This window comes from Nocardiopsis rhodophaea, from assembly GCF_039530945.1.
In the GTDB taxonomy this organism is placed as follows: domain Bacteria; phylum Actinomycetota; class Actinomycetes; order Streptosporangiales; family Streptosporangiaceae; genus Nocardiopsis_C; species Nocardiopsis_C rhodophaea.
The window spans coordinates 63,975-79,077 of sequence record NZ_BAAAPC010000021.1 but is presented as its reverse complement, the minus strand read 5'-3'; the positions used below and the strand labels follow the sequence as shown (position 1 = coordinate 79,077).

The window sequence follows — 15,103 nt, the reverse complement described above, 5'->3', positions numbered from 1 at the left end:
GCTACTTCCCGGCGCTCTTGGCGACCTTGATGGTCTCCTGGCCGACCTTGCTCTCCTCCAGAGGCTCGGCCTCCTCCTCGGACCCGAGGACACTGCCGGAGCTGGTCTGGAAGGTCTGCTTGAACTCCGTGATGGCGTCCTTGAGGGCGGCCTCGGTCTCCGACTCGAACTTGCCGCTCTCCCGGATGGTGTCCAGGATCCCCGCGTGCTCGCGGCCCAGGAAGTCCAGGAAGTCGGCCTCGAAGCGGCGCACGTCCTCGACGGGGACGTCGTCGATCTGACCGGTGGTCCCGGCCCAGATCGAGACGACTTCCTGCTCCATCGGGAACGGGGCGTACTGGCCCTGCTTGAGCAGCTCCATCAGCCGCTCACCGCGCTCCAGCTGCGCCTTGGACACCGCGTCCAGGTCGGAGCCGAAGGCGGCGAACGCCTCCAGCTCGCGGTACTGGGCCAGACCGAGGCGGAGCGTACCGCTGACCTTCTTCATGGCCTTGGTCTGCGCGGCGCCACCGACACGGGAGACCGAGACACCGACGTTGATCGCCGGGCGCTGCCCCTGGTTGAAGAGGTCGGACTCAAGGAAGACCTGGCCGTCGGTGATGGAGATGACGTTGGTCGGGATGTAGGCCGAGACGTCGTTGGCCTTCGTCTCGATGATCGGCAGACCCGTGATCGAACCCGCGCCCAGCTCGTCGGAGAGCTTGGCGCAGCGCTCCAGCAGCCGGGAGTGCAGGTAGAAGACGTCACCCGGGTAGGCCTCACGGCCCGGCGGACGGCGCAGCAGCAGCGACACGGCGCGGTAGGCCTCGGCCTGCTTGGTCAGGTCGTCGAAGACGATCAGGACGTGCTTGCCCTGGTACATCCAGTGCTGACCGATGGCCGAACCGGTGTAGGGGGCGATGTACTTGAAGCCCGCGGGGTCCGAGGCGGGGGCGGCGACGATGGTGGTGTACTCCATCGCACCGGCCTCTTCCAGCGCGCCCCTGACGGCCGCGATGGTCGAGCCCTTCTGGCCGACCGCGACGTAGATGCAGCGCACCTGCTTGTCGGGGTCGCCGGACTCCCAGTTGCTCTTCTGGTTGATGATCGTGTCGATACAGACCGCGGTCTTACCGGTCTGCCGGTCGCCGATGATCAGCTGGCGCTGACCGCGGCCGATCGGGGTCATCGAGTCGATCGCCTTGATACCGGTCTGCAGCGGCTCGCCCACGGGCTGGCGCTGCATGACCGTGGGGGCCTGCAGCTCAAGCTCACGGCGCTCGGTGGTCTCGATGTCGCCCTGGCCGTCGATCGGCTTGCCGGTGGGGTCGACCACGCGTCCCAGGAAGGCGTCACCGACCGGCACCGAGAGGACCCGGCCGGTGCGGCGCACCGTCTGGCCCTCTTCGAGGTGGGTGAAGTCACCCAGGACGACGACGCCGATCTCACCGATCTCCAGGTTCTGGGCCAGGCCCAGGGTGCCGTCTTCGAATTCCAGCAGCTCGTTCGCCATCGCCGAGGGAAGACCACCGACGCGGGCGATACCGTCACCTGCATAAGTGACGGTTCCGATTTCCTCGCGCGCGGCGGCGTCGGGCTCGTACGACTGGACGAAGCGCTGCAGCGCGTTCCGGATTTCCTCCGGCCGGATCGTCAGCTCCGCCATCTCACGTATGTCCTTGCTCTCCTTGGCGCCGAATTCCCGCGGCGCCGTGCGTGCTTGCGTTGCGTCGTGTCGTCTGTAGCGTCAACCGGCGAGGCGCCGCCGAACCTCGGCGAGGCGCCCTGCCACGGTGCCGTCGATGACCTCATCGCCCACGCGGATGGAGAGCCCACCCACGATCTCCGGGACGATTTCGATGTTCAGGTGGATGGCCCGGCCGTACACCCGTGTCAGGACGTCCTGCAGACGGGACTGCTGGTCAGCACTGAGCGCCACCGCCGTGCGCACGACCGCGATGTAGCGCTTCGCGCGTTCGGCGACCAGCTGCCCGAAGTGCTCCAGACGCTGTTCCAGGGTACGTCCCCTCGGCCGGGTCACGGCCTCGGTGACCAGGGCAAGCGTTGCCGCGGAGACCTTGCCCGAGAGCAGGTTCTCCAGCAGCGTACGACGGTGCTCCACGGCGACGCCCTCGGAGGTGAGGGCGGCACGCAGCTCCGGCTCGGAGGCGACGATGCGGTCGAACCGGAAGAGCTCGTCCTCCAGTTCGTCGAGCCGCTGCTCGCCCTCAGCGCCGGCCATCGTCGCGTAGACCGCCATCCGCTCGATGGCGTCCACCAGGTCGCGCGGCGTGGACCACGCCGCCTGGACGACGTCGCTGACCACGATGACCGTGGTCGGCGACACCTTCGGCTCCAACAGCTGACCGACCAGACCGGACTTGGCCTCCGCCGGGTTGGCGGGGTCGGCCAGCCACCGACGCAGGGAGTGCTCCTGGCCGAGGAGCGCCACGACCTCGAAGAGCTCGTGGCCCAGCGTCGGGGCGTTGGCCGACGGCAGAACGCTGTCGAGGCGCTCTGTCACCTGCTCCAGCGACGTACGGCTGATACCCCGCATCAGCGCACCTCAGCCTGCTGGGAGCTTTCGGCCTGCTCAAGCTCGGCCAGGAACCGGTCGATGACGCGGTTCTGGGCGGCGCTGTCCTGCAGCGTCTCACCGACGATGCGCTCGGCGAGGTCGGTGGAGAGCGTGCCGATCTCGGCCCGCAGCTGCGCGAGCGCGTGCTGCCGGTCGGCCTCGATCTGGGCGTGCGCCGCGTCAATGATGCGGCGGGCCTCCACCTGCGCCTCTTCGCGCGCCTCAGCGATGATCGCCGCGCGCTGTTCCTTGGCCTTCTCCAGCTCAGCGGCGTACTGGCGGTGCGCCTCTTCGAGCTTCTCGCGGTACTGCTGGCGAGCTTCCTCCGCCTCGGCCTCGGCCTTCTTGGCCCGCTCGATGCCACCCTCGATCTGGTTGGCACGCTCGTCTAGGGCCGCCATCATCTTCGGCCACATCTTGTAGACGATGCCGAGGAGGACGAGAAAGGCGATGAGACCGAAGACGAACTCGTCCAAGTGGAGACTAAAGACGTTCTCTTGTTCGGCTGCCAAGATCATGGCTGGCATCCCCTTCGCGTTGGGCTGACCGGCTGACTAGTTGAGGGCGAACGCGAGAACGAAGCCGAGGATGGCCAGGGCCTCGACCACGGCGAAGCCGAAGATCATCTGGCCCTGCAGGATGCCGCGCGCCTCGGGCTGACGGGCGATGGCCTGCACACCCATGCCGAAGATGATGCCGACACCAATGCCGGGACCGATGGCGGCGAGACCGTAACCGATGGTGTTCAGGCTACCGACGATTTCCATTGTGATTCCCTTTACTCAGACACGCCGACGGTCTGTCGATTCCGTCGAACTGACGTTGATTACCGGAATGGGGTCGCAAAGCGCGCGCACCGCGATTAGTGCGCACCCTCCATGGCCTCACCGATGTAAATGGAGGCCAGCAGGACGAAAACGTAGGCCTGGACGGCCATGATGAACAGCTCGAAAGCGGTGAACACCAGGAAGCCGACCAAGGCGAGACCCGAGTAGCCAACGGAGATCGCACCGAAGAGCGGACCCATAGGCGAGGTCGGGTTGAACATGTACCAGCCTGCAGCGGCGAACAGCGCCAACAGCAGGTGCCCGGCGAACATAGTCGCGAAAAGCCGGACCGAGTGGGTGAGCGGACGGATGATGAAGTTCGAGAGCGCTTCGATCGGCACCACCACGGGCAAGATCCACACGGGGACACCACTGGGGACCAGGCGCGCCCTGACGTGCCCGCCGAAGCCGTGCCGACGGATACCGATCGTGTTCCACAGGAGGAAGACCGCGAGCGCGAGGACCACGGGGAAGGTGAGGCGGGAGGTGACCGGGAGCTGAAGGCCGGGGATGATACCCATCACGTTCATCGAGAAGATGAACAGAAACAGGGTCACCATCAGCGGGAGGAACTTGTCGCCCTCCTTACCCATGGTGGTCCGGGTGATGTTGTCCCGGATGAAGAAGACCAGCAGCTCGGCCATGCTCTGCCCGCGGCCGGGCACGACCTTGGACCTGCGGGTGGTGAAGTACCAGAATGCCGCCACCACAAGGAACGCGACCACCAGAAGCAGCAGGTACTTGGTAATCCCGGCGGTCCCCGGAAGACCGAAGTCGACCCACGGCTTGGGGAAGAAAAGCTCTGTGCCAGGAGCTTCGAATCCGCATCCGGTGCCGAAGATGTGGCAGCCTTCGTCGGCGGCGGCGCTGTACACGTCAGCACTCACGGCGAATCCTTTCGTCGTGACGCAACTCAATCCTCGATGTATAGGGCGGTACCGCGCCGCTCTCGGGGAGCAGCGCACTACCGGGCTGGACGGTCAGGACCGGACGTACTGGGTGATGATCAGATAGATCGCGCCGACCAAGCCCAACAGGAGGCCGATGGGCAGGAACAGCGCCTCGTAGCCGAGTGCCCGGTCCACTAACCAGCCCGCGCCACCCCAGAAGGCCAGGCCCCCCAGCAGATACGAGATGATCGTGAGGCCGCTGGCGGACTGAGGACCTGTGTCCTCGCCCTCGCCTGGACGGTCGTTCATCTCGCTCCGGAAGATAGCAGTAGGTGAATACAGTGCGCACACCACCCCGGCTACGCGGGGTCACCGCTGTTCCTCGATCGATGTGGCGTCTTCGACCGGCTCAATGTACGGGCGCTTCACTCGAACGCTCATGAAGGCGTGCCCAGTAAGCCAGGCGACGACGCAGACCAACGTGGTCAGCGCGAACGCGTTGCCGTCGAAGGCCGTGGTGCCCTTGAAGATGATCAGCGCCACTGCAAGGATCCCGACCTTCGTGGTGTAGACCAGAAAGGCTACCGGCAGCAGCAACTCCGGGCGACGCTCCCCCGTCCACGCGATGATGACCGCGGAGACGGCGAAGAAGACGATGACCAGCAGGGTGCCGAGAACAGCGCCGATGAGCCCATGCGTACCCGCGATCGCGAACGCAACGATCATCGCGATCAGGCCGACGACTGCGGTGGGAATCGCGGCGCCACGGAGGACCCGGGCGTCGTGTTCCTGCATTGAGGCTCCGGTGAATGTTCAGTGGGGTGCTTGCTCGTGAAAGCTATCACAAGGATTTCGGCGCTGGCCCCGGGGTGACCTTTACGCGCGTCTTACACGCGCGAAATGTCCCTGTCTTACCGGATTTCGGGGTCCTCTGTAAGGTATCTCACCGGTTCGGCATAGCACCATCCGCATAGTTCGCCTGGCATTCACGCCCTGTTCACCTTCTCGGACGCGGAGCCTGGTCACTCCCTCGCGGCCGAAATGTGATCTTTTGTGCTTGATCGCGCCTGCTGTCGGCGTCGCCGACGGCGCAGCCGGGGCAGGGTGATCAGGCCTACGGCACAGAGCGCTACCAATGTGGTCACGGTCAGGATCATCACCGGCTGGTCGAACACGGCGAGTGACACCGAGGCGAACGCGATGATCGCCGCCCACAGGTACATCAGCAGCACGGCCCGCGCGTGCGAGTGGCCGAGTTCCAGCAGGCGGTGATGGAGGTGCTTCTTGTCCGGGGCGAACGGCGACTTGCCCGCCAGCGTCCGGCGGACCACCGCGAGCACCAGGTCGGCCAGCGGCAGCGCGATCACCAGCAGCGGGAGCAGGACCGGCAGGAAGACCACCAGGCCGTGGTGGACGCCGACCGCGCCGTCCTGCCCGCTGTTCGCCGCGGTGTTGGCGTCGAACTGGCCGGTCACGGTGATGGTGATCGAGGTCAGCAGCAGCCCGAGCAGCATCGACCCGGTATCGCCCATGAACACGCGGGCCGGGTTGAAGTTGTGCAGCAGGAACCCGATGCACACACCGGCCAGGATGATGGCGATCATGGCGGGGTAGGACTGCCGCTCGAAACCCTGGTCGACGGCGGCCACGTAGTAGTAGGCGAAGAAGGCGAACGCCGATATCGCCACGATGCCGGCCGCTAGGCCGTCGAGGCCGTCGGCGAAGTTGACCGCGTTGATCGTGACCACGATCAGCAGGACCGAGATCAGCGCCCCGAGCCACGGGCCCAGCGAAAGCGTTGTCCCGGGTAAGGGCAGCCAGAGCAGCTGCACGCCCATCGACACGAGAATGCCGGCCGCGGCGACCTGGCCGGCAAGCTTGGGGATGGGACCCATCCCCCACCGGTCGTCGACGATGCCGATGACGGTGATCAGTCCCCCGGCCAGCAGCAGCGCCATCCAGGTGTTGTAGACGAACACTTCCTGCAGGTGCGGGAGCTTCGCGGAGATCAGCAGTGCGGCGGCGAAACCACCGTAGATGGCGATCCCGCCCAGGCGCGGGATGGGCTCACTGTGCACGTCGCGATCGCGGACCGGCGGGACCGCGCCGAAGGTGATGGCCGCGCGCCGGACGAAGGGGGTCAGCAGATAGGTGACCGCCACGGCGATGACAAAGGTGAGCGCGTACTCACGCACGACGTGTCCTCGAAGCCTTTCGTTTCAGCGCACCGGCGAGCACGGCGGCACGACTCCCGGTGGAGGCGGACATCAGAGACGGAACATCCCCCGCGAACCTAGCACTCCCGCGGCGGTTCGTCGTCGGATTCGTCCCCGTCATGCTGTCATTGACGCCCTTCCACTCCCGGAACCGCCCGCCCCTCCGTTGATCGCGGCGATATCGACCGAATAACAGCAAAAATTCGGTCGATATCGCCGCGATCAACGGAGGAGGCGCGATGGGGGCCGACATGGTGTGGGGAAACTCAGTTTCCGCGGTCCGCGGCGCTGTCCGGGCCGTCGGACTTCTGGTCGCCCGTCGATGTCGCTTCGTCGGGGGCCTTCCCGCTCTCCGCCTCACCCTCAGCGGAGCCCTCGGCGCCAGGTGCCTCTGCAGCGTCCTCCTCGTCCTGTGGAGCCGCGGGCTTGGGCTTGACCTCCCCGATCACCGTGCCGCACACCGCGCGCAGCCGCTCGATGGAGATAGCCCCGCTGCGCAGAACGCGCGGGACCGCGTAGGTCAGGTCGACGATGGTCGAGGGGGTGGCGTCGCTGCTGCCCGGCCCGCCGTCGAGGTAGACGGCGACGCTGTCGCCCAGCTGCTCGGCCGCCTCCGCCGCCGTAGTCGCCGCCGGCTGCCCGGAGATGTTGGCGCTGCTGACCGCCATGGGCCCGACTTCCTTGAGGAGTTCGAGCGCGACCGGGTCCATCGGCATGCGCACCGCCACGGTGCCCTTGGTGTCGCCGAGGTCCCAGGAGAGGCTGGGTGTCGCGGTGCAGACGATGGTGAGGGGGCCGGGCCAGAACTCCTCGATGAGGTCCTGCCCGTGCGTGCCGAGATCGTCGATGAGCGCCTGCGCCGCCCGGACCGACCCGACGAGAACCGGCGGCGGCATGTCGCGGCCGCGGCCCTTGGCATTGAGCAGGGAGGCGACCGCGCTCGGACTGAACGCGTCGGTGCCGATCCCGTAGACGGTGTCGGTGGGCAGCACCACCAGCTCACCGCGGCGCACGCAGGACGCGGCGTCGGCGATGCCGTCCTTGCGCTGCGCGTCGTCGGCGCAGTCGTAGCTGCGGCTCATCTGTGGATCACCATTCCAATCCCTCTGGAGACGTGCCTCGTCGCGGCGGATCTAGTCGTCCGCTCTGCGCATGACCACGAAACGATCCCGGTAGGCGAGGTCCTTGCGGTTGCGGACGTCGCGCCAGCCCGCTTCCTCGGGGAACAGGTGCGGGATGTCGATGCCTTGGCCGTCGCCGTGTTCGATCGCCATGGCGCCCCCCGGTCTCAGCAGGCGGCGGCCGACTGCTTCCAGTGCCCGGATCATGTCGAGGCCGTCATCGCCCGACCAGAGCGCGGGGCCGGGGTCGTAGTCGCGGACCTCGGGCGGGATCTGTCCGGAGTCGTCGGTGGGGACGTAGGGGGGGTTGGTGATGAGCAGGTCGACGCTGCCGTCGAGTTCGGGCAGGGCGGTGCGCATGTCGGCCTGGTGCGCGGTGACGCGGTCGCCGTGACCGCTGTTGGAGATGTTGCGCTTGGCCCAGGCGAGCGCGTCGGAGTCGATCTCCACCGCGTGCACGCGCGAGCGCGGGACCTCCTGGGCGATGGAGATGGCGATGGCGCCGGACCCGGTACCGAGGTCGACCACGAGGGGGTCGGCGACGTCCATGGCGCGCAGGGTGTCGATGGCCCAGCCGACCATTATCTCGGTCTCGGGCCGGGGCACGAACACGCCGGGGCCGACCTGCAGCTCCAAGTAGCGGAAGTAGGCGCGCCCGGTGATGTGCTGCAAGGGTTCGCGCGCCTCGCGGCGGGCGACGCACTCCCAGTACAGGGCGTCGAAGTCGGAGTCGGGAACCTGGTGCAGCTCTCCTCGACGAACGCCGTGCACAAACGCCGCGAGTTCCTCGGCGTCGGTGCGAGGCGAGGCGACACCCGCCTCGGCCAGCCTCAGCGTGGCCCGCGCGACCTCGTCGAGCAGGAAGTTCATGACTGCGCCTGCTCCAGCCTTTCCTTGGTGTCGGCGTCCATGAGCGCCTGCAGCACCCCGCCCAGCTCCCCGTTGAGGACCTGGTCGAGGTTGTAGGCCTTGTAGCCGATCCGGTGGTCGGAGATCCGGTTCTCCGGGAAATTGTAGGTGCGGATGCGCTCCGAGCGGTCGACCGTGCGGACCTGGCTCTTGCGCTCGGCGGCGGCCTCCGCCTCAGCGGCGGCCTCGGCCTCGGCGTACAGCCGGGCGCGGAGGATCCGCAGCGCCTGCTCCTTGTTCTGCAGCTGGCTCTTCTCGTTCTGGCACGAGACGACGATGCCGGAGGGCAGGTGGGTGATGCGGACGGCGGAGTCGGTGGTGTTGACGCTCTGGCCGCCGGGACCGGAGGAGCGGTAGACGTCGATGCGCAGGTCGTTGTCGTTGATCTCGACCTCGACCTCTTCCGCCTCGGGGACCACCAGGACACCCGCGGCGGAGGTGTGGATCCGCCCCTGGGACTCGGTCACCGGCACGCGCTGAACGCGGTGCACACCCCCCTCGAACTTGAGCTGCGGCCACACGCCCTGGCCGGGCTCGGGGGTGCCCCGGTTCTTGAAGGAGATGGTGATGTCCTTGTACCCGCCGAGTTCGGAGGGGGTGGCGTCGATGACCTCGGTCTTCCACCCCTGGCGTTCGGCGTAGCGCAGGTACATCCGCACGAGGTCGCCGGCGAACAGGGCGGACTCCTCACCGCCCTCACCGGCCTTGACCTCCATGATGAGGTCCTTGTCGTCGGCGGGGTCGCGCGGGACGAGCAGCACGCGCAGGCGCTCGGTCAACCGCTCCTTCTCCGCCGTGAGCTCCTTGGCCTCCTCGGCGAAGGCGGGGTCCTCGGCGGCGAGCTCTTGGGCGGCCTCGATGTCGCTCTCGACCTGGTTGAGCTGGCGGTAGGCGGAGATGATGGGCGTGAGCTGGGAGTACCGCTTTCCCAGGCGGCGCGCCTGACCCTGGTCGGCGTGCACGGCGGGGTCGGCGAGCTGCTGCTCCAGCTCGTAGTACTCACCCAGAAGGTCGTCCAGCTTCACGTTTCGTCCTCATCGGTAGCGTCGGTGATCGCCCGGTGCACTCCCCGCGTAAAGGTGTGGGGGGCGCGGTCTCGTCGAACCTCGTGCCGCGGCTCCGGTCGCGTGTGCCCTCGGGCGGGTGCGACCGGAGCCGCTGGGGCAGACGCTACTTGCGCTTGCCGAAGCGCTGCTCGAAGCGGGCGACCCGGCCGCCGGTGTCCATGATCTTCTGCTTGCCCGTGTAGAAGGGGTGGCAGGCGGAGCAGATGTCCGCGCGGATCTTGCCCTCTGTGACGGTGCTGCGGGTCACGAAGCTGTTGCCGCAGGTGCAGGTCACCTCGGTGACAACGTACTCGGGGTGGATGTCGGCCTTCACGTGGATCTCCTCGCTAGGGCGGTCGCCGGACGCATGCCGATGGTGGTCGCTGCGATGAACGAGGTTCCCCGCGTCGGCGGGGAGCACCGAATGGCCTGCGCGAACCGGTACCGCGACGGTCACATGACCTGGGATGGCCCCCGCACGTACGGGGGCGATTCTTCCTCTACCAGTCTGCCAGACCTTCAACCCCGAACCGACCAGCCGCTATTCCCGCCCGGCGGGGAGAGGCGCCGTGCGGCGCGCTGACGTGCGCGCGGCGGGCCGCCCCGACCGTCGCCCGACCCTGCCCGGCCCGCATCGACGCGGGGCGCATGCGCGTACGTGAGGCCCCGCGAACGCGAAACGGCCCGCTCCCACCTGCGTGGTGGGAGCGGGCCGTCCGTGCGCGGGCCTTCGCGGGGTCAGCCGTCGTTGGACCCCGGGGTGCTCTTCTGCACCTGCATCAGGAACTCGGGGTTGCTCTTGGTCTCCTTGATCTTCTCCAGGAGCAGTTCGAGACCCTGCTGGGCGTCGAGGCCGTGCAGCACCCGGCGGAGCTTCCAGATGATGTTGAGCTCCTCGCTCGACATCAGGATCTCCTCCTTACGGGTGCTGGACTGGATGACGTCGACGGCGGGGAAGATCCGCTTGTCCGCGAGCTGCCGGTTGAGCTTCAGCTCCATGTTGCCGGTGCCCTTGAACTCCTCGAAGATGACCTCGTCCATCCGGGAGCCGGTATCGACCAGCGCGGTGGCGAGGATCGTCAGCGAGCCGCCGTTCTCGATGTTGCGGGCCGCGCCGAAGAAGCGCTTCGGCGGGTAGAGCGCGGTGGAGTCGACACCACCGGACAGGATGCGCCCGCTCGCCGGTGCGGCGAGGTTGTAGGCGCGCCCGAGCCGGGTGATGGAGTCGAGCAGCACCACGACGTCCAGGCCCATCTCGACGAGTCGCTTGGCGCGCTCGATGGCGAGCTCGGCGACCGTGGTGTGGTCCTCGGCCGGGCGGTCGAAGGTCGAGTTGATGACCTCGCCCTTGACCGTGCGCTGCATGTCGGTGACCTCTTCGGGCCGCTCGTCGACGAGGACGACCATGAGGTGGCACTCGGGGTTGTTCTCGGTGATCGCGTTGGCGATCGACTGCAGCACCATCGTCTTACCGGCCTTGGGCGGCGAGACGATGAGTCCGCGCTGGCCCTTACCGATCGGCGACACGAGGTCGATGATCCGGGTCGTCGGGACGTTCGGCTCGGTCTCCAGGCGCAGCCGCTCCTGCGGGTACAGGGGCACGAGCTTGGAGAACTCGGGCCGGTTGCGTGCCTGGTCGGGCGCCATGCCGTTGATGGTGTCGAGCCGCACGAGCGCGTTGAACTTCTCGCGTCGCTCTCCCTCGCGGGGCTGGCGCACGGCACCGGTGATGGCGTCGCCCTTGCGCAGGCCGTTCTTGCGCACCTGGGCCAGCGACACGTAGACGTCGTTGGCGCCCGGCAGGTAGCCGGTGGTGCGTACGAACGCGTAGTTGTCGAGGATGTCCAGGATGCCGGCGACCGGCAGCAGGACGTCGTCCTCATTGATCACGGGCTCGGTGTCCTGGCGGTCACGCCCGCGGCGGTCGCGGCGGTCGCGGCGCCGTCCGCGGCGACGGCTGCCGGAGCCGAAGTCGTCGTCGGAGTTGTCGCGGCCGCTCTGGCCGCCGCCCTTACGACCGTTGTCCTGGGACGACGTGTCGGTGGCGGCGGTCTCCTCGCGGTTGCCGCGGTTGCGGCGGTTGCGCTGACGCTCGCGGCCGCCCGAACCGGACTGGCCAGACTGGCCGCTCGCGGAGTCGGAGCCGCTCTTCTGCGGGGTACTTGATGTCTTGGTCACGCTGCTCGCGGTGGTTGAGGGGTCGCTGCCATCCGACGGCCTGTTCTGGTTCTGGTCACCGGAGTCGTCACCGCGCTTGCGGGACGAGCGGCGGTTGCGAGCGGGCTTCTCAGTACGCTCAGCCTGCTCCTTTGCCCCCTCATCGGTCGCGACGGGGGCCTCGGTGCTCACCGGAGCGTCCTTCGTCGTCCCGCTGTCCGTGGACTTCGCGGCGGAACGGCGGTCGGAGGACGCGCCGTCGGTGTCGTCGACCTTACCGCTTCCGGCCCGATTCTCAGAGGTCTTCGAGCTTTTCCTGGCCGGCGGGCCGGAAACCGGACCGCCCTGCTTGGCTTCGATGGCGGCGATGACGTCGTTCTTACGCATCCGCCCCGTGCCCGTAATGCCGAGACTCGACGCGAGCCGCTGGAGCTCCGTGAGCTTCAGAGCGGACAGACCGGTGCTACCGCTTCCGGTCCGGCTCCGGGCCGCCGCGCTCTTGCCTGCTGAAGGGGCGGCGTCGCCGGCTTCCGCAGCGGACGCGGTCTGATTGTTCTGCGTACTGACCGCCGCGTCCGTGTGGAGTTCGGTGGTGTCGCTCACTAAGGGTCCTTCCCAAGGAGCGGGCTCAAGCCGTCATCGTGTCTGTAACGGCCGGCCCGGTGGTGCGAACCGGCGGGGGCCGGGTCGGGCTTGCCCCACCTGGATGTCATCGGGAACCGGCGTGCGGCTCCTACCCATTCACGGCGGGCTTTGGGTACAGCCAGACGTTGGGGCGATGAGCTCGGTAGTGCCGCCCGTGGACCATTCTGTCGCTCTCGCCGAACGAGGAACCGACTTCGGTGGGGTGGGCAGAGCCACGGGTGCGCCGCGAACTCGACACAGTGATCACCGGGTGTAGCGCTCGCATGGAGACGACCACGTGCGCATCGGACGCGGAGAACACTGTGGCGGATGAGCACACGCCCCGCAACGGGGCATCTGGTGCTTCACCTAGCCTAACACCACCGGAGCCCACAGCTATTCCTCGACACAGGTCTATGAACGGGGAGAACTGATCCACACCCCTGCCGGATCGATTGTTAAGGGGCGTATGTGCCAACCAGTACCCGTTCGCTCCCGTATTGAATCAACCAGGTCCCCACTGATTTGCGCGACGTTTCCCACTACATCGGGGATCCCGTCGTTCGCGTCGGCCACGGGGGCGTGGGCCAGGACCAGCACGGTGGGCCCGGCACCCGAGACTACGGCGGGGAGGCCGGCGTCTTTTCGCAGCTGCTGAATGAGCGCCGCGCTTGCGGGCATGGCTGGCTCCCGGAAATGCTCGTGGAGCCGGTCCTCGGTGGCTTCTAAGAGCATTTCCGGGTGGCCGGAAACGGCCGCGACGAGCAACGCGGAACGCCCGGCGGTGAAGGCCGCGTCGGCGTGCGGTACGGACGCGGGGAGCAGACCGCGCGCACGCTCCGTGGACAACTGCTCGTCGGGGATGCACACCACCGGGCGCAGCCGTGGCGAGGGCGGCAGTGAGAGCGCTCCCCAGCCGGCCGCGCCGCGCCAAGCGATGGTGAACCCGCCGTAGACGCACGGCGCGACGTTGTCGGGGTGCCCCTCGATGTCGGCCGCGATCGAGAAGACGTGGTCCCGGTCCAGCTCACCGGTGGCCGTGTCGCCCCTGCCCAGGAACACGGCCGCGGCGGTGACGCCCGCGACGATCGCCGAGGCCGAGGACCCCAGCCCCCGACCGTGCGGGATGTTGTTGCGGCACCGCAGGTCCAGGCCGGGCAGGGGCTGCCCGGCGGCCTCGAACGTACGCCGCATCGCCGTCACGACCAGGTGGGAGGCGTCGCGCGGCAGGGCGTCGGCGCCCTCACCGGCGATGTCGACGGTGACGCGGCCGTCGTCGCGGAGAGTGACCTCGATCTCGTCGTGCAGCCCCAGGCCCAGGCCCAGGGCGTCGAACCCCGGGCCGAGGTTGGCGCTGGTGGCGGGGGTACGGACGAGCACCCCGGCGGGGCGCGGCTGAGACATCACGTGACTCCCAATTGGGTGGAGGCGGAACCGTCCCCGTCTACGCGGGGAGCGAAAGCGTTCGGGTCGCCGGAACCGGATCCGGACGCCGAAAATACGACAAATTGGCCGGATCCGGTCATTGTCCTAACGGGGCCGCCAGGTCTCTCCGGACGGCTCGCCACCAGTGGCGAGCGGCGCACGGCGACCGGCTGGCCGGATGCGGCCGCCTCAGGCGAGACCGAGCGCGGTGGCCGCCGCCTGCGCGTCGACCGGGACGGTCGTCGCGGCGGAGGCCCCGGCCAGCGCCCAGTCGGGATCCTTGAGGCCGTTGCCGGTGACCGTGCACACGACGCGGCTGCCGCGCTCGATGTGGCCCCGCTCGACGGCCTGCACCAGACCGGCGACGCTCGCGGCCGATGCGAGCTCGACGAAGACGCCCTCCTCGGCGGCGAGCATCCGGTACGTGGACAGGATCTGGCGGTCGGTCACCGAGTCGATGCGTCCGCCGGACTCGTCCCGCGCCGCCTCGGCGTGGCTCCACGAAGCCGGGTTGCCGATGCGGATGGCGGTGGCGATGGTGCGCGGCTCCTGCACCGGCTCGCCCCCGACGATCGGCGCGGCGCCACTGGCCTGGAAGCCGAACATGCGGGGCCTGCCGGTGGAGACGCTGTCAGCGGCGTACTCCTTGTACCCCATCCAGTACGCGGTGATGTTGCCGGCGTTGCCCACGGGGACGCAGTGCACGTCGGGCGCGTCGCCGAGGGCGTCGACGACCTCGAAGGAGGCCGTCTTCTGCCCCTGCAACCGGTACGGGTTGACCGAGTTGACCAGCGCGACCGGGTAGTCGACGGACAGCTTCTGGGCCAGTTCCAGGCAGTCGTCGAAGTTGCCCTCGACCTGCAGCAGCTTCGCGCCGTGGACCAGCGCCTGGGCCAGCTTGCCCATGGCGATCTTGCCCTGCGGTACGAGCACCGCGCAGGTCATCCCCGCGCGCACCGCGTAGGCGGCGGCGCTGGCGCTGGTGTTGCCGGTGGAGGCGCAGATGACGGCCTTGGCGCCCTCTTCGGCCGCCTTGGTGATGGCCATGGTCATGCCGCGGTCCTTGAAGGACCCGGTGGGGTTGAGCCCCTCGACCTTGAGGAACACCTCACACCCCGTCAGCTCCGACACCCGGTTGGCGGGTACCAGTGGCGTTCCGCCTTCCATCAGAGTGACGACCGGGGTGTTCGCGTTGACAGGAAGGCGGTCGCGATACTCCTCGACGACCCCTCGCCACGCCCGTGCCATGCTCACGACAGGGCCCTTTCGAGTGGGTGGGACTTGCGGTGGAAAATCTCGTTCGTCAGGCGGCGCGGTCCGCCGTCTCCGGC

15 protein-coding genes are annotated in these 15,103 nt (G+C 68.1%); all 15 read right to left on the bottom strand.

The genetic code is table 11. The annotated features are described in order from the left end of the window. Position 1 precedes the first annotated feature (1 nt). Positions 2–1,645, bottom strand: a complete 1,644-nt coding sequence (atpA, locus tag ABD259_RS21185; RefSeq protein WP_344105286.1) for a F0F1 ATP synthase subunit alpha — start codon at positions 1,643–1,645, stop codon at positions 2–4. A gap of 81 nt (positions 1,646–1,726) precedes the next feature. Continuing rightward, entirely contained in the window at positions 1,727–2,536 is an 810-nt protein-coding gene (locus tag ABD259_RS21180; RefSeq protein WP_344164796.1) for a F0F1 ATP synthase subunit delta, read from the bottom strand. Then, positions 2,536–3,075: a F0F1 ATP synthase subunit B gene (gene atpF / locus ABD259_RS21175; protein WP_344105290.1), complete on the bottom strand. Its 540-nt coding sequence runs from the start codon at positions 3,073–3,075 to the stop codon at positions 2,536–2,538. Before atpF ends, ABD259_RS21180 begins: the two co-directional genes overlap by 1 nt. A 36-nt stretch (positions 3,076–3,111) precedes the next feature. Continuing rightward, positions 3,112–3,324, bottom strand: a complete 213-nt coding sequence (gene atpE, locus ABD259_RS21170) for an ATP synthase F0 subunit C (RefSeq protein WP_344105292.1) — start codon at positions 3,322–3,324, stop codon at positions 3,112–3,114. 95 nt (positions 3,325–3,419) lie between these two features. Beyond that, entirely contained in the window at positions 3,420–4,259 is an 840-nt protein-coding gene (gene atpB, locus ABD259_RS21165) for a F0F1 ATP synthase subunit A (protein ID WP_344105427.1), read from the bottom strand. A gap of 105 nt (positions 4,260–4,364) precedes the next feature. Beyond that, on the bottom strand, positions 4,365–4,583 hold the full coding sequence (locus ABD259_RS21160) for an AtpZ/AtpI family protein (protein WP_344105295.1): 219 nt from the start codon (positions 4,581–4,583) through the stop codon (positions 4,365–4,367). Between the two features lie 60 nt (positions 4,584–4,643). Continuing rightward, the gene (locus tag ABD259_RS21155) at positions 4,644–5,069 is read right to left on the bottom strand and encodes a Cg1360 family ATP-synthase-associated protein (protein WP_344105297.1); all 426 of its coding nucleotides are present in this window, start codon (positions 5,067–5,069) and stop codon (positions 4,644–4,646) included. Between the two features lie 227 nt (positions 5,070–5,296). After that, positions 5,297–6,469 (bottom strand): glycosyltransferase family 4 protein, encoded by a 1,173-nt coding sequence (locus tag ABD259_RS21150; RefSeq protein WP_344164793.1) that lies wholly within the window; start codon positions 6,467–6,469, stop codon positions 5,297–5,299. A 287-nt stretch (positions 6,470–6,756) separates the two neighbouring features. Further along, positions 6,757–7,572: an L-threonylcarbamoyladenylate synthase gene (locus ABD259_RS21145; protein WP_344105301.1), complete on the bottom strand. Its 816-nt coding sequence runs from the start codon at positions 7,570–7,572 to the stop codon at positions 6,757–6,759. A gap of 51 nt (positions 7,573–7,623) precedes the next feature. Beyond that, positions 7,624–8,481, bottom strand: a complete 858-nt coding sequence (gene prmC / locus ABD259_RS21140) for a peptide chain release factor N(5)-glutamine methyltransferase (RefSeq protein ID WP_344105303.1) — start codon at positions 8,479–8,481, stop codon at positions 7,624–7,626. Beyond that, positions 8,478–9,545, bottom strand: a complete 1,068-nt coding sequence (prfA, locus tag ABD259_RS21135; protein WP_344164791.1) for a peptide chain release factor 1 — start codon at positions 9,543–9,545, stop codon at positions 8,478–8,480. Before prfA ends, prmC begins: the two co-directional genes overlap by 4 nt. A gap of 145 nt (positions 9,546–9,690) precedes the next feature. After that, the gene (gene rpmE, locus ABD259_RS21130) at positions 9,691–9,900 is read right to left on the bottom strand and encodes a 50S ribosomal protein L31 (RefSeq protein ID WP_344105308.1); all 210 of its coding nucleotides are present in this window, start codon (positions 9,898–9,900) and stop codon (positions 9,691–9,693) included. Between the two features lie 404 nt (positions 9,901–10,304). Further along, positions 10,305–12,326, bottom strand: coding sequence for a transcription termination factor Rho (rho, locus tag ABD259_RS21125; RefSeq protein WP_344105309.1), 2,022 nt, complete (start codon positions 12,324–12,326; stop codon positions 10,305–10,307). 435 nt (positions 12,327–12,761) lie between these two features. Next, a complete protein-coding gene (gene thrB, locus ABD259_RS21120; protein WP_344105311.1) occupies positions 12,762–13,751 on the bottom strand; it encodes a homoserine kinase in 990 nt (329 codons plus the stop codon). A gap of 210 nt (positions 13,752–13,961) precedes the next feature. Then, positions 13,962–15,020 (bottom strand): threonine synthase, encoded by a 1,059-nt coding sequence (thrC, locus tag ABD259_RS21115; RefSeq protein ID WP_344105429.1) that lies wholly within the window; start codon positions 15,018–15,020, stop codon positions 13,962–13,964. Between the last annotated feature and the right edge of the window lie 83 nt (positions 15,021–15,103).